We start from the raw sequence: 20,636 nt of genomic DNA, 5'->3' as shown, positions 1-20,636 counted from the left end.
GAATTTAATCGCGCTTGAATATGCGGAATCCGCCCTCCCTTGCTTCCAGCGGCCGCACCAGCGTCACGCTGGCGCTGCGTTCGGCCAGCTGCTGGTCGGTCATTGGGCCGGTGCCGCTGTAGCGGTCCAGCACCAGGAAGATCACCGGCGTGATGTACAGCGTAATCACCTGCGAGAACAGCAGACCTCCAACAACAGCCAGGCCTAGCGGCTGGCGCAGCTCCGCGCCCGCGCCCCAGCCGAAGGCCAGCGGCAAGGCGCCCATCAGCGCCGCCAGCGTCGTCATCATGATCGGCCGGAAGCGTTCGATGCAGGCGGCGCGGATCGCCTCGGCCGCCGCCAGCCCTTGCGCGCGCTGGGCGTCCAGCGCGAAGTCGATCATCATGATGGCGTTCTTCTTGACGATCCCGATCAGCATCAGGATGCCGATGGTGGCGATCAGCGTCAGGTCCATGTCGAACAGCCGCAGCGTAATCAGCGCGCCCACCGCCGCCGACGGCAGCCCGGCCAGGATGGTCAGCGGATGGATATAACTTTCGTACAGCACCACCAGCAGCACGTAGATCACCAGCACGGCGATGGCGATCAGCACCAGCTGGCTCGATTGCGTGTCCTGGAACACGGCCGCCTCGCCGCCATACCTGGCGACGATGGACGACGGCAGCTGCACTTCCCTGCCGATGGCGTCGATGCGGCTGGTGGCGTCGCCCAGCGCGACGCCGGGCGCCAGGTTGAACGACAGCGTCACCGCCTGCAACTGGCCCTGGTGGTTGACGGCGGTCGGCCCGACGGTGCGCACCACATTGGCAAAGCTGGACAGCTGCACCAGCGCGCCGCCGGTGCCGCGCACGCTGATCTTGTCGAGCGAGGCGTCGAACTGGCGGTCGGCCGCGTCCATGATGACCTGGTAGCTGGCGCTGGGCGCGTAGATGGTGGAGATCTGACGGTCGCCAAAGCCGAGGTACAGCGCGCTGCGCAGATCCGCCAGCTGCACGCCCAGGCCATTGGCCTTGTCGCGGTCGATATTCAGGCTGGCCTGCAAGCCCTTGTTCTGCGTGTCGCTGGTGACATCGCGGAACAGCGGATCGGCGCGCATCGCCAGCATCACCTTGTCGGCCCAGCCCTCCAGCGCATCCGGCGCCACGCTTTGCAGCGTGTACTGGTAGCGGCTCTTGCTGGTGCGGCCGCCCAGCTGCAAGTTCTGCATGGGGCTCATGTAAACGGCGATGCCGGCCACGGTGCGCGCCGCCCGCCGCAGCGAGTCCAGCGTCTCGGCCATGCCGGCGCGTTCGCCCTTGGGCTTGAGCGTCAGGATCAGGCGCCCGCTGGAGCTGCTGGTGCCGCCGCCCGGCCCGCCCGCGCCGGTGAAGGACAGCACGCCCTGCACATTGGGGTCGGCCTGCAAGGCCGCCGCCACTTTGGCCTGCAAGGCCATCAGCGCCGGCATCGACACGTCTTCCGACGCCTCGGTGATGACGCGGATGCGGCCCAGGTCTTCCTCGGGAAAGAAGCCCTTGGGTATGGTCTGGTACAGCACCGCCGTCAGCACCAGGCTGGCCAGCGCCGTCCACAGCACCACGCCGCGATGACGCAGGCCCCAGTCCAGCGACGACTCATAGCCCCGGCTCAGACGCGCGAAGCCGGCTTCGAAGGCTTTGGTGACGGCGTTGCCATGGGCGTGAGCCGCGTCCTCGTGGGTCAGCAGGCGGCTGGCCAGCATCGGCACCAGCGTCAGCGACACCAGCGCGGACACCAGCACCGCCAGCGACACCACCACCGCGAACTCGTGGAACAGCAGGCCGATCACGCCGGGCATGAAGAAGATCGGGATGAACACCGCCACCAGCGACACCGAAATCGAGATGATGGTGAAGCCCATCTCCTTCGAGCCATTGAGCGCGGCCTGCAACGGCGGCTCGCCCTGTTCGATGTGGCGCACGATGTTCTCCAGCACCACGATGGCGTCATCCACCACCAGCCCCACCGCCAGCGTGATGCCGAGCAGCGAGACGTTGTCCAGGCTATAGCCGGCCCAGTAGAACAGCACCATCGCGCCCAGCAGCGATATCGGCAGCGTGACGGCCGGGATCAGCGTGGCCGACAACCGGCGCAGGAACAGGAAGATCACCAGCACCACCAGCACCACGGTCAGCGCCAGCGTCAGGTTGACGTCGTGGATGGCGTCGCGGATCGACAGCGAACTGTCGCCGCTGAGCGTGACGCTGATCGACGCCGGCAACTGCGCCTGCAACTGCGGCATCAGCTTGCGCACCGCGTCCACCACCTTCACGGTGTTGGCGTTGGGCTGGCGCTGCACCTGCAGCACCACCGAGCTGGCGCCGTTGTAGGTGGCGCTGGTGCGTACGGATTGATAGCTGTCCTCCAGCGTCGCCACTTCCTTCAAACGTATCGGCAGGCCGTTGCGGTTGGCGATAATCAGTTCGCCGAACTGCGCGGCCTTCATCAGGCGGGCGTCGGCCTGGATGGTCAGCGTCTGGTCCGGGCCTTCGATGATGCCCAGCGGGGAATTCGAGTTGGCGGCTTTAACGGCGCCGGCCAGTTCGTCCAGCGTGATGTTGCGGGCGTTGAGGCGTTCAAGGTTGGCGTGCACCCGCACTGCGAAGCGCTTCTGACCGTTGACGTTGACCTGCGCCACGCCGGTCAGGGTGGCCAGGCTGGGCGCGATCAGGTTCTCGGCGTAGTCGTTCAACTCCGTCAGGCCGAGCGACGGCGAGTTCAGGACGATGAACAGCGTCGGGCCATCGGCCGGATTGGTCTTGCGGTAGGACGGCAGCTCCGTTACTTCGGGCGGCAGCGCGCGCTGGGCGCGCAGCAGCGCCGCCTGCACATCCAGCGCGGCGACATTGATGTCGATGCTGGGATCGAATTCCAGCGTCAGCGTGGTGGTGCCGGGCGCGCTGCTGGAGGTGATAAGGTTCAGCCCTCCGATGGTGGAGAACTGCTTCTCCAGCGGCAGCGCCACCGACGACGCCATGGTCTCCGGACTGGCGCCCGGCAGGTCGGCGTTGACGTTGATGACGGGCGTGTTATAGCTGGGCAGCGCGGCGACCGGCAGCTGCAACCAGGCCAGCACGCCCGCAGCGATCAGCGCCAGCGACAGCACGATCACCAGCGCCGGGCGGCGTATGCATAGTTCGGAGATGTTCATTGCACGCTCCCGCCGGCGTCGGCCACCAGGCTGTCCTTGTCCTTGCTGACGCGGACCCTGGCGCCGGGTTTCAGATTCTGCTTGCCTTCGATGATGATCTGCTCACCGCCCTCCAGTCCCGACACGGCGGCCAGGTTGCCGAAGGCGTGCAGCACGCGCACCTTGCGCGGCTGCGCCAGCTGGTCCGCGTTGACCGCGAACACCAACGCGCCGTCGGGCCGCGTGACGATGGCCGCCAGCGGCACGACGATGGCGCCGTGCATGGTCTCCAGCGTGATGCGGGCGTGGACGTACTGGCCAGGCCACAGTCGCGTGTTGCCGTTGTCGAACTGCGCCTTGACCCGGATGGTGCCGGCGACCGGATCGACGGCGCTGTCGATGAAACTGAGCTTGCCCTTCAGCGTGGCATCGGCCAGTTGAGCGGTGACGGCGGCCGCGCCGGTCTTCTGGCCGTTCAGCAGGCCGGCCAGGCCGCTCTCCGGCACCGTGAAGCTGACGCCGATGGGATTGATCTGCGTGACGCTGGCCAGCGCGGCATTGGCTTGCACCAGGCTGCCCACAAACACATTCACCGCACCGACCCGGCCCGCAGACGGTGCGCGGATGCTGGTGTAGCTCAGGTCCACCTGTGCGGAGCGCAGCGCGGCCTGGTCGGCCTGCACCAGTGCGCGCTGGCTTTCAACCTGGGTTTGCAGGCTGTCCGTCGCGCTGGCGGAGATGAAGTGCTGTGCCGACAGCTCCTGGCTGCGGCGGAACTGGCGTTCCAGGTCGGCCAGCGTAGCGTGGTCGCGCAGCAGCTGTGCTTGCGCGCGTTCCAACGCGGCGCGCTCGCTGCGGTCATCCAGCGTGAACAGCAAGGCGCCGGCGGCGACGAACTGTCCCTCCTTCACATGCACCTGCGTCAGCTGCCGCGTGACGCGTGGACGGATATCGACTGTGTTCAACGGCACCACGGTGCCATTGGCTTCGAGTTCAATCGGCACGTCGCGCCGCTGGGCCGCCGCCAGGCGCACCAGCGGCGTGCCACCGCGCGCCTGGCCGGCCGGCGTCGAAGCCGGCTTGCCCGCTGCCGATGCGGATGCCGGCGTCGCCGACGCGCCGCCCACGGCGGTGTCGGCCAGCGCGAGCTGCGGCCGGCCGAGCGCCACGTAGCCTATCGCCGTCACCGACGCCAACGCGGCCAGCGCCGCCGCCATGCGTGCAGGCTTCGTCTTCAACCTCCCGGCTCCGTCAGCACCGACAGCTTGGTAACGCCGGAACGCTGGATGTTGGCGATCACCTTGGCCACGGCGCGGTATGGCACGCCCTGGTCGGCTTGCAGGCTCAGTGCCAGCTCGGGATCCTTGACCACCAGTTCCTTCAGCTCGGGCTCCAGCGCGGCCGGTTCCACTTCCCGCTTGTCGATGAAGATCTTGTTGCTGCCATCGATGCTGACCGTGACCGTCTTCGACGGATTGGCCGGCGTGGTGGTGGACGTCTTGGGCAGGTTGATACGCACCGCGTTGTTCAGCAGCGGCGCGGTCAGGATGAATGTCACCAGCAGCACCAGCATCACATCCACCAGGGGCGTGATGTTGATCTCGCTGACCACGTCGCTGCTGTCTCTACCAGTCGAGAAGGCCATTATGCGTATGCTCCCTGCTGCGGCGCGCTGGCCGGACGAGCGGTCTGCGGTGCGGCCTTGGTTGCGGGGCGCGTCACGCGGAAGCCGTTCTTCTGGGCCAGATTGACGAAGTCGGTGGCGTAGTTATCCAGCTCGGCGGCCGTCACCTTCAGGCGGCGCACATAGAAGTTGAACGCCAGGACCGCAGGCACCGCCACCGCGATGCCGACGCCGGTGGCGATCAGCGCTTCGCCGATCGGGCCGGCCACCACGTCGATGCTGGCGGAGCCGCTCTTGCCGATCGCCCCCAGCGCGTGAATGATGCCGAACACGGTGCCGAACAAGCCGACGAACGGCGCCGTGCTGCCGATCGACGCCAACACCGCGAGGCCGCTCTCCAGCGATTGATACTCCTTCTGGATTTGCTGGCGCAGGTGACGCTCCAGCAGTTCCTGTCTATCCCAGCTGTGTTCCAGATCGCTGCTGGCGTCGCCCGATTCGCTGACATGCAGCGCCGCGAAGCCGACATTCGCCAGACGCGATTTCGGACTGGCGTCGCTGGCCAATGCGCTGGCCGCATCCAGCGTGCTGGCGCTCCAGAACTGTTTGGTAAATTGTTTATCCCGTTTGCCGAGCCGGTAGTGCTGCACGCCCTTGGCCAGTATCAGCACCCAGGTAATCACGGAGAACAGCACCAGTGCGTAAAGGGCGCCTTGAACGATAAGATCTAAGTAGTAGGAAGACATGGATAGCGCTCTCAGTATAAAAAGGATTAAGAAAGTTTGAAATTCAGTGGAACCTTGACCCAGCCGTCTATCGGCGTCTGGCCCCGTTTGGCCGGATCGAAGGACCAGGCCAGCACCGCTTTGACGGCGGCATCGTCGAGGATCTTGTGGCCGCTGGACTTGTCGACGGCGACGTTATCCGGCTTGCCGGATGCGAGTACGTGCACCTTCAGCACCACGTTCCCTTGCAAGCCACGGTCCTGCGCCAGGGCCGGATAATCGGGCGCCGGGTTGCTGCGGTAGCCTGCGTAGCCGCGCGGCTCCGTCACAGGTTCCGGTGGCGGCGGCGGTGCGGGTGCGGCGGCGACTGGCGCCGGCGGTGCCGGCGTCGCCACCTGCACGGTGTTGGCGCTCGGCGGGCCATCGTCCACGGGCGCCTGCGCCACCACTGGCATTTGCGGCGGAGCTTTCGCCGGAGCCGGAACCACCTTGGCCACCTGCGGCTGCACCTTGGGCGGCTCCGGTGGCGGCGGAGGTGGCGGCGCGAACTCGATCGCCAGCGGCTCGGCCGCTTTCGGCGGCAGCGGATCGATCTGGCCGCCCTGCTGGAAGGCGACGATCACGCCGGCATGCAGCACCACCGCCAACCCAACCACGGCAGCCAGGCCACGCTTATTGCCCTTGCCGGCGATGGTGCCGGCCTGCGGGATCGCCACGCTGACCGGCAACGCAGCCTGCACCACCGGCGCGGGCCGTGTCTGCCGCCGCACGGCGGCGCGGCGCGGCGAATAGTTGATACTCTCAAAAGTCAGTGCGGTCATGGTGTAGCCCTCTCGATTGTGTAACTGATTTCATACAAAACGCTGTTCACCAGCGAACAGTCCCGCTGGCGAAAGCCACCACCACGGCGGCGAAAGCGATCGACAGCAACAGCGCCGTCCAGCTGCCCTTGGCCGCCGAGGTACCGGCGCGTACTTCCTTCCATCCTGTGACCATCGGCTTGACCAGGTTGTCCTTCTTGAGGAACAGGTAGACCAGGATCGCCACGATATGCAAGGCCAGCACCGCGAGCAGCACGTAGGCCAGCTGCTTGTGCAGACCAGTGAGGCGATTGGCCAGCCCCTCCTCCACCAGCGCGAACAACGGCCCGGTGAAAGAGATCTCGTCGTTGCCGAACAAGCCTGTCGTCGCCTGCACCGCCAGCAACCCAAGCAGCGCAAACACCGAAAGCGCGCCCAGCGGGTTGTGGCCCTGCCCCTTCCAGCGGCCACGCAGATAGGCACGCAGGCTGGCGGCCGTCGGCAGGAAGTTGAGGAAGCGCGCGTGCGTCGATCCGGCAAAACCCCACGCCAGCCGGAACGCCACCAGGCCAAGTATCACCAGCCCGGCCTTGCCGTGCACTTCCATCCAGTCGCCGCCAATCTCGCCGCTGACGATGGCGACCGTCACCGCCAGCACCAGCGACCAGTGGAACACGCGCGTAGGCAGATCCCATACCAGGATGCGGCGGCGCGTTTGCACTGCTGCCGCCGCAGGCTGCAACTCCTCATAGGTAGCGCGCTGGTTCATGATGCGGCTTGCTTAGTTAGGCGCTGCGGCGGCGACCTGCTTGGCCGGCGGAGCGATGCGGACGATCTTGCCGCCCTGCGACTCATAGTCTTCCGAGCCGGTGGCGCCGGCCACCTTGTAGCCTTTGGCGGTCAGCAGATCGCCCACGGCGCCTGCGCGATGCGCGTGGTTGGAGACGGTGACGATGACGCGGTCCTTCGGTATATAGGCCAGCTGGCTTTCAACGTCCTTGGCCTGGATGTTCAGGAACACAGGGAAGCTGCCCTTGGCGGTGACTTCGTCCGGGCGGCGCACGTCGAGCACCACCAGCTTTTCCGGCTTGGCCAGCAGCGCGTCGACTTCGACGCGTTCCAGCTGTTTGGTCTTGTAGGTCCACGGCTGCGGCGCTTGCTGCGCCCATGCGGATACGGTGGCGGTCAGCGCCAGGGCCAGTGCGGCGATACGGAATGTCTTCATGGTGTCGTTGCCTTCAAAGTGGATGAGTGGGATTCCTCACTCGTCACTCCTGCAACTATCGTGCCAAACCTGCCGATGGCGCGCTAAGCCTGTATTCATGGGCTTTGTTGGTTTTTCCGCTGTCGCGCATGTGCTGTCAGACCAGCACACGCCGGAACAGGGCTGCTGCAAAATCAACAGCCCTGTCCAGCAGCGCCCTGCTCCATCACAGCTGGACGAAAAGGCGCACACGCAGCCGGATACTCATGCTTAAACATATGCATTAATTGTATAAACGTTTTCTCCGTGATGGCACGCTACTTGCGAAATAGCGGTCAATACCACCGTCAACATCAGTCACCATCAGGAGAGCATAGTAATGAGCAAAGCGCATAACGTCTTACCCAACCACTTCCGAGCGGCGCCGCTGGCGGCCGCAGTCGTTGCCGCGCTTGGGCTGCTGTCGTCAGGAACCCTGCACGCCGCCGATACGCCAACCATCGCCGAGCTGCAAGCCGAAATCGCTAGGCTCAAGCAGGCATTGGCCGCAAAAGACGGAACCATCACTCCCTCCCCTCAGCCGGAGCCGGTCGCCGCCAGCACACCAGCCGAAGAGGAACCGCAGGCACTAGGCGCCGTCACCGTGCGCGCCAAGAGAAAAATCGAACTGCTGAAAGATGTGCCGCTGTCGGTTTCCGTCGTCAGCGGCGCGGAGCTGGACCGCGAACTGGCTCAGGATCTGAGCGCCATCACCAAACGCGGCGCAGGCATCCAGTTCAACCAGAACAATACGCGCGGCGCCTCGTTGTCGATACGCGGCCTGGGCAAGCGCTCCTTCACCGAAACGCAAGACCCCAGCGTCGGCATGGTGGTCGATGGCGTCAGCTACGGCCTTTCGCAGCTGGCCAACTTCGATTTCTACGACATCGATTCGGTCGATGTCACGCGCGGCCCGCAAGGCACGCTGGGTGGCAAAGGCGCCAGCTCCGGCGTCGTCAGCATCAACACCAAGCGGCCATCGTTCTACCCGAGCGCCGACTACCAGATCACCTACGGCCAGCGCGACACGCTGATCGCCAAAGCCAATCTGGGCGGCCCGATTATCGAAGACCTGCTGGCATGGCGCAGCTCCTTCCTGGTCGACCGCAGCCGGGGCTACTACGTCAACAACTTCGACAGCAACTACAGCCTGTATAACAAGAACCGCGTCAGCGGCCGCACGCAGTTCCTGTTCACGCCCAGCGCGGACTTCAACGCGCGCGTCAGCTTCGACCTCGAACCGCATGCACCGCAAGTACAGAACGGCCTGACCTTCTACAAGAACCAGCCGGACCGCTTTGCCGACGGCTCGCTCACCGACCCAAGCGGCACCACGACACGCGCCAAGCTGGCCGGATACACCTCCGCCACCGGCGCCTTCACGCCCGGCCGCGCATGGTTTGCCGGCCGCGATTTCAACGGCTCGCCCTACACCTACGACAAGAACTACATCGGCGACAACAACCTGAACTTCAACGAGAACCAGGGCCAGACAGTCCACAACAAGGGCGGCCAGATCGACCTGACCTGGAACCTGGCCAACCACACGCTGAGCTCCATCACCGCCACCCGCAAGTACACCTTCGACGCGCACAACGACGAAGGCACGCCGTTCGACATCAACCGCAACGGCGGCGGCGGAGTCGACTACCAGCAATTCAGCCAGGAGCTCAAGCTGAAGTCCAAGCCGGGCGGATCGTTCGACTATGTGGCTGGCCTGTTCTACCTGAAGACTGAAGACGACATCGCATCCAAAACCGGCTGGGGTTCGGACGCCGGCGCATGGTTCGCCACCACAGCGCAGTACAACACGCTGGACCGTCTGGCCGGCGCCAACCGCGGCGCGGGCCTGGCGCTGCTGAAGGATACGCTGGACGACGCGATCACCAAGGGCGACACCATCGTCAACACCAAGAGCACCGCCATCTACGGCAACGCCACCTGGCGCGCGACCGATGCCATCAGCCTTAACGGCGGCCTGCGGCTGACGCATGAGAACCGCACCACCACCGACGTGAAGCTGCTGACGGCAAACGGCGCCGGCGCCGCACTCAATCCGGTCGCCGTGCGCGGCGTAGCGCTGGGCGGCTTCAACTCCACCGCCACCGGCGCGCTCGCCGCCGGCAACAGCGCGGCGCAGGCCGCGCTGGCGGACGCGGTGGCCAACCGCTACTTCGGCGCCGCTTCGTATGCCGCGCTGACCACAGCACAGCAGGCGCAGGTGGCCGCCGCCAAGGCGCTGCGCGCGGGCCAGATCGGTCAACTCATCAGCGGCATCACCAGCCACTACGACGACAACCTGGTGACGGCCACACTGGGACCGAGCTACCGCTTCAACGACAACATCACCGGCTACACCTCGTGGCAGTACGGCGAGAAGTCCGGCTCCGCGCTCAACGTCAACGGCCTGTCCGCCAACGTGCGGCCGGAGAAAACCAGCGCGTTTGAAGTGGGCCTGAAATCCAGCCTGCTGAACAACACGCTGATACTCAACGCCGACCTGTTCCAGATGAATATCCGCGACTACCAGTCGACGGTACGGGTGGTGGACGACTTCACCACACAGACCAATATCGCCAACGGTCAGGCCAATCCGACCGCCTACGTGACGGCGCAGGGCAACGTGCCCAAGGTGCGGGCGCGCGGGTTGGAATTGGATGCGGTCTACTCCGGCATCCAGAACCTCAGCATCCGCGTGGCCGGCGCCTATACGGACGCGCGCTACATCAGCTTCCCGCTGGCGGCAAAGCCGGACGAACAGGCTTACCTGACGGCGCCCTACGTAGACCAGAGCGGCCTGACGCTTCCGGGCGTGGCCAAGTGGACCGGCAACGTCGGCGCCGAGTACCGCATCCCTGTATGGGCCAACAAGCAGTTCCACGCCAGCTTCAATACGGCCTTCACCAGCCGCTATAACAACACGGACACCCTGTCCGACTATGGCTACGTGCCGGGGAACGCCATCACCGACATCGCCATCGGCCTCACCACCAAGGCCGGTTTCGACGTCAGCCTGATCGTGAAGAACGCCACCGACAACCGCAAGCACGAACCGGCATGGACCAGCTATTCGCCGAATCCGTATCCGCGCTGGTTTGGCCTGAGCTTCAGCGGCAAGCTGTAATCGCAGCAGCGGCCTGCTGGATATTCAACAGCAGGCCGCCGCAACTGACCGCGCGGCAGCAGGCGCTCCTGCTGCCCGCAGAAGAATTCCCAGTCAAATCAAGTACATGAGCGTCAGGCGACTGCTGGTCCGATAGTTGCTATCTAAAGCAGTGATGCCTTATCTCGTCCACGCATACAGAAGGAGCAAGTCAGTGAACAAGCCCGCAATAAAGACGCTATCGATCGCCGTGCTGCTAAGCTTTTCCGCAGTGCTGTCGGCGGCGCCCGACGACGCACCCAAGGCCGCAGCGCCTGCAAACAACAAGGCCTGGGCGTACACCACGCCGCAGCAGCCGGCCGCCCCCATCGTCAAACAAAAAAACTGGGTACGCACACCGGTTGACGCTTTCGTTCTGGCCAAGCTGGAAGAGAAAGGCCTGAAGCCGTCGCCGGACGCCGATCGCGCCACCTTCATCCGCCGCGCCACGCTCGACACCTGGGGCCTGATCCCGACGCCTGAAGAAGTACGCGCCTTCGTCAACGACAAGTCGCCGGACGCCTACGAGAAGCTGGCCGACCGCCTGCTGTCGTCGCCGCACTACGGCGAGCGCCAGGCGCGCCGCTGGCTCGATCTGGCCCGCTACGCAGACAGCGCCGGCTTCCAGAACGACACCACCCGTCCGAACAACTACCGTTATCGCGACTACGTCATCACCGGCTTCAACGCCGATAAGCCGTTCGACCGCTTCATCAAGGAGCAGTTGGCCGGCGACGAGCTGTGGCCCGACAGCCAGGAAGCCAAGATCGCCACCGGTTTCCTGGCCGGCTATCCGGACAACTCGAACTCGCGCGACCTGGTGCAGCGCAAATACCAGATCGCCACCGACATGACGGACCTGGTCGGCGAAACCTTCCTGGCCGCCACCGTGGGCTGCGCGCGCTGCCACAACCACAAGGCGGACAAGGTCAGTCAGAAGGAATACTTCCAGCTGCAGGCCTTCTTCGCCAACACCAGCTTCGACGAAAAAGCTCCCGCCATCAAGGGCGAAGCCGAACTGGCATACGAGAAGCAGCAGACCGCCTACCGCGAAGCGACCAAGGATATCCGCGCGCAGCAGAAAGCCATCCTCGACACCATCCGCACGGTGGCAGTCAAGTACCACAAGGAGCGCTACCTGACCGACAGCCGCGAGGCGATCTTCAAGCCTGAAGCCGAATGGACGGCGATGGACCGCTGGGTGAACTTCCGCCTGAAAACCGTCAGCACCGACCAGGACGTGGTGGCCTACCTGAAGCTGACCGCCGAAGACAAGGACAGCGCGGACTACACCCCGGCCAACGTCGACAAATGGAAGCAGTATCAGAAGCTGACCGCCGACATGAAGAAGTTCGACAAGCTGAAGCCGGAGAAAGGCAGCCTGACGCTGACCGCCGCCACCGAGCTGGGTCACGCCGACTCGCCGCCGACCTTCGTCCGCTTTGGCGGCGTGCATGAACGTCCGACCGACGAAGTGCAACCGGCGCTGCCTGTGCTGTGGGCCGGCGCCAACGCCAAGCTGGATATCAAGCCTACCGCAACGTCGTCCGGCCGCCGCACCGCGCTGGCCAACTGGCTTGCCAGCGCCGACAACCCGCTGACGGCGCGCGTGTTCGTCAACCGCGTGTGGAGCCAGTACTTCGCCAACGGCATCGTCGCCTCCGTGGCGGACTTCGGCCGCGCAGGCCAGAAGCCTACGCACCCTGAACTGCTGGACTATCTGGCGACCGACTTCGTCAAGCAGGGTTGGAGCGTCAAGAAGCTGCACCGCCAGATCCTGCTGTCCAGCGTCTACCGCCAGTCATCCAGTCAGCGCGACGATGTGTTGAAGGTTGATCCGGACAACAAGCTGCTGGCGGTCTACCCGCGCAAACGCCTGGAAGCCGAAGAGATCCGCGATTCGCTGCTGGCCGCTTCCGGCAAGCTGGAAGACAAGATCGGCGGCCCTGCCGTGTTCCCACCTGTTCCGGCCAACTTCAACGCCGGCAACCTGTGGACGCCGTCCACCGATCCAGCGGAGCAGAACCGCCGAAGCGTCTATGTGTTCGTGCGGCGCAGCGTGCCGTATCCGCTGATGCAGAGTTTCGACCTGGCCGATCCATCGCATGCCCACCACAAGCGCGATGTCACCACCACGCCTTTGCAGGCGCTGACGCTGTTCAACAGCGATGTGGTGTTCGGCTGGTCGCAGGCGCTGGCAGGCCGAGTGATCCGCGAAGCAGGCAAGGATGAAACGGCGCAGCTGAACCGTCTGTACGAGATCCTGTTTGCCCGCGCTCCGAACAAGTCCGAGAAGGCGGCGTTGAAGGACTTCCTCGACAAGGAGGAAAAAATCATCCTGGCCAAAAACGCGGACGGCAAATTTGAAATCGCCGTGCCGCTCGGCCTGAAAGAAAACCAGCAAGTGAATCCGGTGCGGGCGGCGGCGTTCGTCGACCTGGTGCACGCGGTCTCCAACTCCAACGACTTTGCCTACCGCTTCTAACACTATCTAAAAGGACAGCACCATGAGTATCAATACACGTCGCGACTTCCTGCTTAAATCCGGCCTTGGCCTGAGCGCCGGTGCGCTCACCGGCCTGCTGCCCGGCGGCGGCCTGCTGCACGCGGCCACCGCCGCCGAGCTGGCCGATCCACTGGCGCCCAAGCAGCCGAACTTCCCGGCCAAGGTCAAATCCGTGATCTGGCTGCACATGAACGGCGCCCCGAGCACCCTGGACCTGTTCGACTACAAGCCGGACCTCATCAAGCTGGCGGGCCAGGACGTACCAGCGTCCTTCCTGAAAGGGATCAAGACCAGTACCCAGGGCGGCGTCGGCAAACTGTATGCATCCAAGCGCACATGGAAGCAGCATGGCGACAGCGGTTCGTGGTTCTCGGACCTGGTGCCCAACATCGCCACGCAATCCGACAAGATCGCCTTCATCAAATCCAGCGTGACCGTCGGCGCCACCCACGACATCTCGATCCTGAAGCTGAATACCGGCGACCTGAGTCCCGGCCGCCCTTCGCTGGGCGCGTGGGTCAGCTACGCACTGGGTTCGGCCAATCCCGACTTGCCGCCGTACGTGGTGCTCTACAACGGCAAGAGCGAGCCTAGCGCCGGTTCGGTCAACTGGAACTCCGGCTTCCTGCCGGCGGTGTACCAGGGCACGGCCTTCCGTCCCGGCCCTTCGCCCATCCTGTACCTGGAACGCCCGGAACTGCGCACCGCGTCGCAGCAACGCGCCTCCCTGGACCTGCTCAAACGCCTCAACAACGAAGGCGCGGCGCGCTACTCGGCGGACACCGAATTGAAAGCCCGCGTGCGTTCCTACGAGCTGGCCGACCGCATGCAGGTCGCCGCGCCGGAAGCCGTGGACCTGGGCAAGGAAAGCGATGCGACCAAAGAGCTGTATGGCCTGAACGACGAAACCAGCGCAAGCTACGGCACCACGCTGCTGCGCGCGCGCCGCCTGGTGGAGCGCGGCGTGCGCTTCATCCAGGTGGTATCCGGCGCGCCTGATGGCCAGACCGAGATCACCAGCTGGGACGCACACAGCGAGCTGGAAAAGAACCACAGCGTCAACGCCCGCATGATCGACAAGCCTATCGCCGGCCTGCTGGCCGACCTGGAATCGCGCGGCCTGCTGGATTCGACGCTGGTGGTGTGGACTTCGGAATTCGGCCGCACCTCCTACGGCCAAAGCGGCAACGGCCGCGATCACAACCCATGGGGCTACACGCAGTGGGTGGCGGGCGGCGGCATCAAGGCAGGCAGTACCTACGGCGCGACCGACGAAATCGGTCTGCAAGTGGCGGACAAGGACAAGGCTGTCGACACCTACGACCTGCACGCGACGGTGCTGCAACTGCTGGGCCTCGACCACCTGAAAACCACCTTCCTCAACAACGGCCGTTCGGAACGCCCGACCGTCGTATATGGAAAAGTCATTAAAGAACTGATTGCCTGATTAAGGAACCGAACATGAAAAAATACAGCATCGCCCTCCTCCTGACCATGGCCGCCGCTGCGGCCTACGCAGGCGACACCAAAGTAACCCTTACCGGCGCTGAGGAAACGCCAGCCGTTACGACCAACGCCAGCGGCGCAGGCACCATCACCGTGGGCAGCGGCGCCGAGCACGCGGTCAGCGGCAGCATCACCACCAAGGAGGTCCAGGCCACCGCCGCCCACATCCACCAGGCTGCGGCCGGCAAAAGTGGGCCACCGGTTATCACGTTGGCTAAAACCGGCGACAACACCTGGTCCGTGCCGGCCGGCTCCACGCTCAACGACGAGCAGTACGCCAGCTACCTGGCCGGCAACTTGTACATCAACGTCCACAGCGCCGACCATCGGTCGGGCGAGATTCGCGGCCAGCTGCGTCCTTAAGAACAGGCCTCCATGCGTAAAGTCATTTTGCTGTTTGCAGTCTCGATGGCGCTGTCGGCCGGAGTCCGGTCGGCGGAGGAGCTGAGTGTGGACCTGATGCAGTCCATCGAGGATACCAACAAAAGCCTGTCGTCGAATATCGCGCTGAGCAACAAGCAGGCCGCCACGGCGGATGCGAAGGAACTGACGCAGATGTTCGCGCAGGTCGAGACCTTCTTCGACCACAAGGGCGACGCAAAGAACGCGGTGGATCTGGCAAGGCAAAGCAAGGAGCTGTCGACGGAAATCGTCGGCTTCGTGGCGGTGAATAATTTTGAATCGGCCACCACGGCCGCCACCACCTTGTCGCGCACCTGCCGCACCTGCCACACTTTTTACAAGAAGGAGTAGCGTATTCGCAGAGTTTTACAGACGGCCGCGCTGGCGTGGATGCTGCTGGCGCAGCTCCCCGCCTCCGCCGCGCCAAGGGGCGATCCGGTGGCCGGCAGGGAAAAGGCGGACTCCGAGCGCTGCCTGGAATGCCACGGCGGCAGCGGCGAAGGCCAGGGTTTCAGCGTGGGCACGGACGGCAAATTCGCCAAGTTGGGCGGCCAGTACCCGGAGTACATCATCAAGCAGATACAGGATTTTCGCAGCGGTAAACGCAAGCATGAATTCATGAAGATGATGGCCACCGGGATCAGCGACGCCGACCTGGCCGACATCGCCGCCTACTTCGCCACGCTGCCGCCGATGCCGGCCGCCGCAAAATCGGCGCAGGCGCCGCAGCAGGCAGCCGCTCCGCTGTCGCATGCGCAGCAGCTGTACGCACAAGGCGATCCGGCGCGCAAGCTGCCGGCCTGCACCAGTTGCCACGGCGAGGGAGGCAAAGGCACGGCGGGCGTCGGCCCGGTCATCGGCGGCCAAGGGCAGCGCTACCTGGAGCAGCAGCTGCACGACTGGCGCAGCGGAAGCCGCAACAACAGCGCAGGCGGCGTGATGAACCAGTTTGCGGCGCCGCTCAGCGACGCCGAGATCGAAGCACTGGCCCGCTATGTATCCGAGATGTAGACCACTAATCAGAACAGGAGTACCAATGAAACGCATGTTAATCGCTACGCTGCTGGCGGCCGCAGTCGCCCTGCCCGCCACCGCCGCGCTGAAGGAAGGCGACGCCGCTCCCGCATTCAAGGTGCAGGCGTCGCAGGCCGGCAAGGCCTTCGCCTTCTCGCTCAAGGACGCGCTGAAGAAAGGACCGGTGGTGGTGTACTTCTACCCGTCCGCCTTCACCGGCGGCTGCAACATCCAGGCACATACCTTCGCCGTCAACCACGACAAGTTCAGCGCCGCCGGCGCCACGGTGGTCGGCGTTTCGCTGGACAGCATCGCACGGCTCAACGAGTTCTCGGCCGATCCTAACTACTGCGCCGGAAAATTCCCGGTCGCTGCCGATGTCAACGGCGATATCGCCAAGTCCTACGAGCTGGCGATCCGCGAAATCGCCGCCGGCAAGAAGGATACGCGTGGCGTCGAGATCGACCACGCGGCGACCGAGCGCACCACCTTCGTCATCACCCCGGATGGCAGGATCGCCGCCGCCGTGGGCGGCCTGACGCCGGAGGCCAATGTCGAGAAGGCGCTGGCGGCCGTGCAGCAACTGGCCCAGCGTCCAGCCAAGAAATCTTGAGGAGCACGACGATGATCCAACGCTATACCACCTGGCGGCCTCACCTCGCCGCGCTGGTCGCGACCGGCCTGGCGCTGGTGGCGGCCGACATCACCGCCAACGCGCAGACTGCGGCAGGCCCCACCACCACACCGGCCATTGCGGGCGTGGTGGCTGCCGGCACGCCGATCGAGCTGATACGCGATGGCTTTACCGGCACCGAAGGCCCAGTGGTGCTGCCCGACGGTAGCCTGATCTTCACCGAGACGACCGCCAACCGCATTACGCGCATCGCCGCCGACGGCAGCACGTCCACCTTCCTCGACAACAGCAACGGTTCGAATGGCCTCGGTTTCAACGCCAGCGGCGACCTGTATGCGGTGCAGGTACTGAAGCCGCGCGTAGGCATCGTCTACCCGCCGTCGCATGCGCGCACGCTGGCCGACCAGTTCGAGGGCAAACCGTTCGGCCGTCCGAACGATCTGGTGGTGGACCGCAAGGGCGGCGTCTACTTCACCGACTCCGGCGCGCCGCCACGTCCGGCGGGCACGCCCGCGCCGGCGGATCAGCCGGTGGTGGCCAAACCCGCCGTGTACCACATCACGCCATCGGGTGAGCTGCAACGCATCGCTGCCGATATCGAACGACCCAACGGCATTCAGCTAAGCCCAGACGAGAAGGTGCTGTACGTCGCCAACACCGCCGGTGAACATGTGCTGGCCTACGACATCGCCGCCGACGGCAGCATCGGCCCGCGCCGCAACTTCGCGCGCCTGGAAGGCTGGCGCAAGACGGACACCGGCAACAGCAGCGGCGCCGATGGCCTGGCCGTCGACAACAGCGGCAGGCTGTATGTGGCCTCCACCGCCGGCATCCAGATCTTCTCCAGCAAGGGCGAGGCGCTGGGTGTGGTGGCGCTGCCGAAGGCGCCGCAGAACCTGGCCTTCGCGGGGCCGGACAAGAAGACTCTCTATGTAGTCGGACGCGGCGCGGCCTACAAGATAGCCTTGCTGGCAGAGGGCTATGGCGGACGCGCCAAGTAACGCTTTTTTCAACTCTACGACGGAAAACCGATGAAACAAGGACTCAAGAAAGTACTGATCTCAACGCTGGCGATCACCCTCCTCGCCGGTTCCGCCGGCGTGCTGGCGCAGCAGGCGCCCAAGCCGGAGAACCTCATCAAGTGGCGCCAGTCGGCCTTCCAGCTGGTGGCGTGGAATACCGGCCGTATCAAGGCTTCGGTCGAAGGCCAGTACAACAAGGACGAAGTACAGCGCGCGGCCAACACCATCGCCGCCATCGCCAACTCCGGCCTGGGCGGCCTGTTCGCGGCCGGCACCGAGCAAGGCAAGGGCTGGCACGACACCAGCGCCAAGCCGGAGCTGTTCAAAGACGGCAAACACTTCGCTGAACTCAACGCCAGCTTCGGCAAGGAGGCCACCGAACTGGCAGCCGTGGCGGGCGGCGGCGATGTGGCGGCGATCAAGGCCCAATTCGGCAAACTGCAGCGCACCTGCAAATCCTGCCACGACGATTTCAAATCCAAAGACTAAACATGACCACGACCATACATAAAGCAGCCCTGATCTGCGGCGCCGTCACGGCGCTGTGCCTCTCCTATGCAGCGTCTGCGCAGACGCCGGCCGCACCAGCAGCACCAGCCGCGCCTGCGCAGCCGAACACCGCGCGCTCTACCGATCCGTCCAAGCCATTGAGCTTCTTCGTCACCAGCGAAGGCCTGGGCAAAGGCGCGGACCTCGGCGGCCTGGCCGGCGCCGATGCGCACTGCCAGAAGCTGGCCGAATCGGCCGGCGCAGGCAAGCAGACCTGGCGCGCCTACCTCAGCACCCAGGCGGCCGACGGCAAGCCTGCTGTCAATGCGCGTGACCGCATCGGCAACGGGCCTTGGTTCAACACGCGTGGCGCAGTGGTGGCCCGCGACGTGGCGCACCTGCATGGCGACACGCTGGACGCTGCTCGCCTCGGAAACAACCTGACGCGCACCACCGTCTTCACCGAGAAGAACGAACCGGTGAAGGGAGCCGGCGACAAGCCGAACGAGCATGACATCATCACCGGGTCGCAGCCGGACGGCCGCGCCTACGCCGATGCCGCCGACCATACGTGTAAAAACTACACCAGCAGCGCCGCCGACGGCTCCGCGCAGTTGGGCCACTTCGACCGCACGGGCGGCGGCAATACGTCCTGGAACGCGGCACATCCAAGCCGTGGTTGCGGCCAGGCGAACCTGGTTGCCACCGGCGGCGCCGGCCTGCTGTACTGCTTCGCCGCCAACTGATGACGGCGAAAGGTATCGTATTTGGGGATGGCGCCCGCAGGCGCCTGGCTTCCGGCGTCGATGTCCTGGCCAATGCGGTCAGGCTGACGCTGGGCCCCAAGGGCCGCAACGTGGTGCTGGAGCGCGGCCACGCCACGCCGGCACTGACCAAGGATGGCGTCACCGTGGCGCGGGAGATCGACTTTGCAGATCCATTGCAGAACATGGGCGCGCAGCTGATCAAGGAAGTCGCCGCGCGCACCGGCAGCGATGCAGGCGACGGCACCACCACCGCCACCGTTCTCGCGCAAGCCATCGTGCGCGAGGGCCTGAAGTACGTCACGGCCGGTTTCAGTCCGATAGGGCTGAAGCGCGGCATCGACAAGGCGGTGGCCGCCGTCGTGGCGGAGCTGGCCGCAGTAGCCCGTCCGGTCGCCTCCAACCAGGCGATCGCGCAGGTGGCCGCCATTTCAGCCAATGCCGATGCGGCTATCGGCGACTTGATCGCGCGCGCCTTCGAACGTGTCGGCAGGGACGGCGTGATTACGGTTGAAGACGGGCCGTCGTTGCAGGACGACTTGACCGTCGCCGAGGGCTTGCAGTTCAAGCGCGGCTACCTGTCGCCCTATTTCATCAGCGACGCGGAACGGCAGGTGGCGGAACTTGAACGGCCGCTGATACTGCTGGCCGACCAAAAAATCGCCAACGTGCGCGAGCTGCTGCCGTTGTTGGAACTGGTCGCCGCCACTGCCCGGCCGCTGCTGATCGTGGCCGAGGATGTGGAGGGCGAGGCGCTGGCCGGCCTGGTGGTCAATCATGCGCGGGGTTTGCTGAAGTCGGTGGCGGTCAAGGCGCCGGGGTTCGGCGAACGTCGCCGCGAGAGTCTGGAAGATCTGGCGGCACTGACCGGTGCGCGTGTGCTGTCCGGGGATAGTGGTTTGACGCTGCAAGCAGTTACGTTGGCCGATCTGGGCACGGCGCGGCGGGTTGAGGTGGGCAAGGAACACACCATCGTCATCGACGGCGGCGGCCCTGCGGCGGGGATATCGGCACGCTCGTCGCAGATCAAGGCGCAGATAGCCGACACTTCCGCCGGCTACGACCGCGACAAACTGCAGAAACGCCTGGCCGGCCTGTCCGGTGGCGTGGCGGTGATACGGTTGGGAGCAGCAACCGAGGCCGAACTGTCCGAGAAGAAGGCGCGGCTGGAGGATGCGCTGCACGCTACGCGCGCGGCCATCGCCGAGGGTGTGGTGCCAGGCGGTGGCGTGGCACTACTACGCGCAAGGCAAACCGCGCTGCATCTGCGCGGCGGCAGCGCGGACGAGGACGCGGGCATCGCCATCGTGCTGCGCGCGCTCGAAGAACCTTTGCGGCAGATCGTCGCCAATGCAGGCGGTCAGCCTGCCGCCGTGCTGGCGAGGGTGCTTGAGGGTAGCGGAGACTTCGGCTATGACGCGGCCAATGGCAACTACGGCGACCTGTTTGAACTGGGTGTGCTGGATCCGGCCGAGGTGACAAAGGCGGCGCTGCAAAACGCGGCGTCGATCGCGGGGCTGCTGCTGACCACCGATGCCGGCATCTACACCATCCCCTTTGCGCCCGAGGCTCACGACGACCACCATCATCTAGAGGAAGCGGCCTGACGGCCGCCTG

At 65.1% G+C, this 20,636-nt stretch carries 18 protein-coding genes; 11 read left to right on the top strand and 7 right to left on the bottom strand.

Annotation, left to right across the window (positions count from 1 at the left end; genetic code table 11):
* Positions 1–4 precede the first annotated feature (4 nt).
* From GEV02_RS06965 to GEV02_RS06935, 7 genes are read right to left on the bottom strand one after another with little or no spacing between them, the layout of a single operon-like run.
* Positions 5–3,169 carry an efflux RND transporter permease subunit gene (locus GEV02_RS06965; RefSeq protein WP_152837337.1) on the bottom strand — a complete coding sequence of 1,055 codons (3,165 nt, stop codon included), beginning with the start codon at positions 3,167–3,169 and terminating at the stop codon, positions 5–7.
* Entirely contained in the window at positions 3,166–4,386 is a 1,221-nt protein-coding gene (locus GEV02_RS06960; protein ID WP_152837336.1) for an efflux RND transporter periplasmic adaptor subunit, read from the bottom strand. The genes GEV02_RS06965 and GEV02_RS06960 overlap by 4 nt, the downstream gene beginning before the upstream one ends.
* A complete protein-coding gene (locus tag GEV02_RS06955; RefSeq protein WP_152837335.1) occupies positions 4,383–4,793 on the bottom strand; it encodes an ExbD/TolR family protein in 411 nt (136 codons plus the stop codon). The genes GEV02_RS06960 and GEV02_RS06955 overlap by 4 nt, the downstream gene beginning before the upstream one ends.
* The gene (locus GEV02_RS06950) at positions 4,793–5,518 is read right to left on the bottom strand and encodes a MotA/TolQ/ExbB proton channel family protein (protein WP_152837334.1); all 726 of its coding nucleotides are present in this window, start codon (positions 5,516–5,518) and stop codon (positions 4,793–4,795) included. Before GEV02_RS06950 ends, GEV02_RS06955 begins: the two co-directional genes overlap by 1 nt.
* A 26-nt stretch (positions 5,519–5,544) precedes the next feature.
* Complete coding sequence (locus tag GEV02_RS33100) at positions 5,545–6,318, bottom strand: energy transducer TonB (RefSeq protein ID WP_217433113.1); 774 nt, start codon at positions 6,316–6,318, stop codon at positions 5,545–5,547.
* Positions 6,319–6,364: 46 nt separating this feature from the next.
* A complete protein-coding gene (locus GEV02_RS06940) occupies positions 6,365–7,066 on the bottom strand; it encodes a cytochrome b/b6 domain-containing protein (RefSeq protein WP_152837333.1) in 702 nt (233 codons plus the stop codon).
* 12 nt (positions 7,067–7,078) lie between these two features.
* Positions 7,079–7,522 carry a rhodanese-like domain-containing protein gene (locus GEV02_RS06935; protein ID WP_152837332.1) on the bottom strand — a complete coding sequence of 148 codons (444 nt, stop codon included), beginning with the start codon at positions 7,520–7,522 and terminating at the stop codon, positions 7,079–7,081.
* Between the two features lie 358 nt (positions 7,523–7,880).
* Between GEV02_RS06935 and GEV02_RS06930 the strand changes: the two genes are divergently transcribed.
* The 11 genes from GEV02_RS06930 (at position 7,881) to groL (ending at position 20,626) form a co-directional block, all read left to right on the top strand.
* Entirely contained in the window at positions 7,881–10,664 is a 2,784-nt protein-coding gene (locus GEV02_RS06930; RefSeq protein ID WP_152837331.1) for a TonB-dependent receptor domain-containing protein, read from the top strand.
* Positions 10,665–10,857: 193 nt separating this feature from the next.
* Positions 10,858–13,167 (top strand): DUF1549 and DUF1553 domain-containing protein, encoded by a 2,310-nt coding sequence (locus GEV02_RS06925; RefSeq protein WP_328595745.1) that lies wholly within the window; start codon positions 10,858–10,860, stop codon positions 13,165–13,167.
* A 22-nt stretch (positions 13,168–13,189) separates the two neighbouring features.
* Positions 13,190–14,635, top strand: coding sequence for a DUF1501 domain-containing protein (locus GEV02_RS06920; protein WP_008446170.1), 1,446 nt, complete (start codon positions 13,190–13,192; stop codon positions 14,633–14,635).
* Positions 14,636–14,649: 14 nt separating this feature from the next.
* Positions 14,650–15,057: a CHRD domain-containing protein gene (locus tag GEV02_RS06915; RefSeq protein ID WP_152837329.1), complete on the top strand. Its 408-nt coding sequence runs from the start codon at positions 14,650–14,652 to the stop codon at positions 15,055–15,057.
* Between the two features lie 12 nt (positions 15,058–15,069).
* On the top strand, positions 15,070–15,447 hold the full coding sequence (locus GEV02_RS06910) for a hypothetical protein (protein ID WP_152837328.1): 378 nt from the start codon (positions 15,070–15,072) through the stop codon (positions 15,445–15,447).
* A gap of 39 nt (positions 15,448–15,486) precedes the next feature.
* Positions 15,487–16,107 (top strand): c-type cytochrome, encoded by a 621-nt coding sequence (locus tag GEV02_RS06905; protein WP_152837327.1) that lies wholly within the window; start codon positions 15,487–15,489, stop codon positions 16,105–16,107.
* A gap of 25 nt (positions 16,108–16,132) precedes the next feature.
* Positions 16,133–16,723 carry a peroxiredoxin gene (locus tag GEV02_RS06900; RefSeq protein WP_152837326.1) on the top strand — a complete coding sequence of 197 codons (591 nt, stop codon included), beginning with the start codon at positions 16,133–16,135 and terminating at the stop codon, positions 16,721–16,723.
* Positions 16,724–16,734: 11 nt separating this feature from the next.
* Positions 16,735–17,745 (top strand): SMP-30/gluconolactonase/LRE family protein, encoded by a 1,011-nt coding sequence (locus GEV02_RS06895; RefSeq protein WP_152837325.1) that lies wholly within the window; start codon positions 16,735–16,737, stop codon positions 17,743–17,745.
* Between the two features lie 30 nt (positions 17,746–17,775).
* The gene (locus GEV02_RS06890; protein WP_070269905.1) at positions 17,776–18,255 is read left to right on the top strand and encodes a c-type cytochrome; all 480 of its coding nucleotides are present in this window, start codon (positions 17,776–17,778) and stop codon (positions 18,253–18,255) included.
* A 2-nt stretch (positions 18,256–18,257) separates the two neighbouring features.
* Positions 18,258–19,001, top strand: coding sequence for a lectin (locus GEV02_RS06885; RefSeq protein ID WP_152837324.1), 744 nt, complete (start codon positions 18,258–18,260; stop codon positions 18,999–19,001).
* Positions 19,001–20,626: a chaperonin GroEL gene (gene groL, locus GEV02_RS06880; RefSeq protein WP_152837323.1), complete on the top strand. Its 1,626-nt coding sequence runs from the start codon at positions 19,001–19,003 to the stop codon at positions 20,624–20,626. The genes GEV02_RS06885 and groL overlap by 1 nt, the downstream gene beginning before the upstream one ends.
* Positions 20,627–20,636 lie beyond the last annotated feature (10 nt).

The organism is Rugamonas aquatica, assembly GCF_009380215.1.
Lineage (GTDB): Bacteria > Pseudomonadota > Gammaproteobacteria > Burkholderiales > Burkholderiaceae_D > Rugamonas > Rugamonas aquatica_B.
The sequence above is the reverse complement of the archived record's forward strand: the minus strand, read 5'-3'. Positions and strand labels throughout refer to the sequence as shown.

Coding starts and splice junctions, on each gene's coding strand:
- GEV02_RS06885 (WP_152837324.1), top strand. CDS start 18,258: ATGACCACGACCATACATAAAGCAGCCCTGATCTGCGGCGCCGTCACG.
- GEV02_RS06930 (WP_152837331.1), top strand. CDS start 7,881: ATGAGCAAAGCGCATAACGTCTTACCCAACCACTTCCGAGCGGCGCCG.
- GEV02_RS33100 (WP_217433113.1), bottom strand. CDS start 6,318: ATGACCGCACTGACTTTTGAGAGTATCAACTATTCGCCGCGCCGCGCC.
- GEV02_RS06965 (WP_152837337.1), bottom strand. CDS start 3,169: ATGAACATCTCCGAACTATGCATACGCCGCCCGGCGCTGGTGATCGTG.
- GEV02_RS06920 (WP_008446170.1), top strand. CDS start 13,190: ATGAGTATCAATACACGTCGCGACTTCCTGCTTAAATCCGGCCTTGGC.
- GEV02_RS06900 (WP_152837326.1), top strand. CDS start 16,133: ATGAAACGCATGTTAATCGCTACGCTGCTGGCGGCCGCAGTCGCCCTG.
- GEV02_RS06940 (WP_152837333.1), bottom strand. CDS start 7,066: ATGAACCAGCGCGCTACCTATGAGGAGTTGCAGCCTGCGGCGGCAGCA.
- GEV02_RS06915 (WP_152837329.1), top strand. CDS start 14,650: ATGAAAAAATACAGCATCGCCCTCCTCCTGACCATGGCCGCCGCTGCG.
- GEV02_RS06910 (WP_152837328.1), top strand. CDS start 15,070: ATGCGTAAAGTCATTTTGCTGTTTGCAGTCTCGATGGCGCTGTCGGCC.
- GEV02_RS06890 (WP_070269905.1), top strand. CDS start 17,776: ATGAAACAAGGACTCAAGAAAGTACTGATCTCAACGCTGGCGATCACC.
- GEV02_RS06950 (WP_152837334.1), bottom strand. CDS start 5,518: ATGTCTTCCTACTACTTAGATCTTATCGTTCAAGGCGCCCTTTACGCA.
- groL (WP_152837323.1), top strand. CDS start 19,001: ATGACGGCGAAAGGTATCGTATTTGGGGATGGCGCCCGCAGGCGCCTG.
- GEV02_RS06905 (WP_152837327.1), top strand. CDS start 15,487: ATGCTGCTGGCGCAGCTCCCCGCCTCCGCCGCGCCAAGGGGCGATCCG.
- GEV02_RS06935 (WP_152837332.1), bottom strand. CDS start 7,522: ATGAAGACATTCCGTATCGCCGCACTGGCCCTGGCGCTGACCGCCACC.
- GEV02_RS06955 (WP_152837335.1), bottom strand. CDS start 4,793: ATGGCCTTCTCGACTGGTAGAGACAGCAGCGACGTGGTCAGCGAGATC.
- GEV02_RS06895 (WP_152837325.1), top strand. CDS start 16,735: ATGATCCAACGCTATACCACCTGGCGGCCTCACCTCGCCGCGCTGGTC.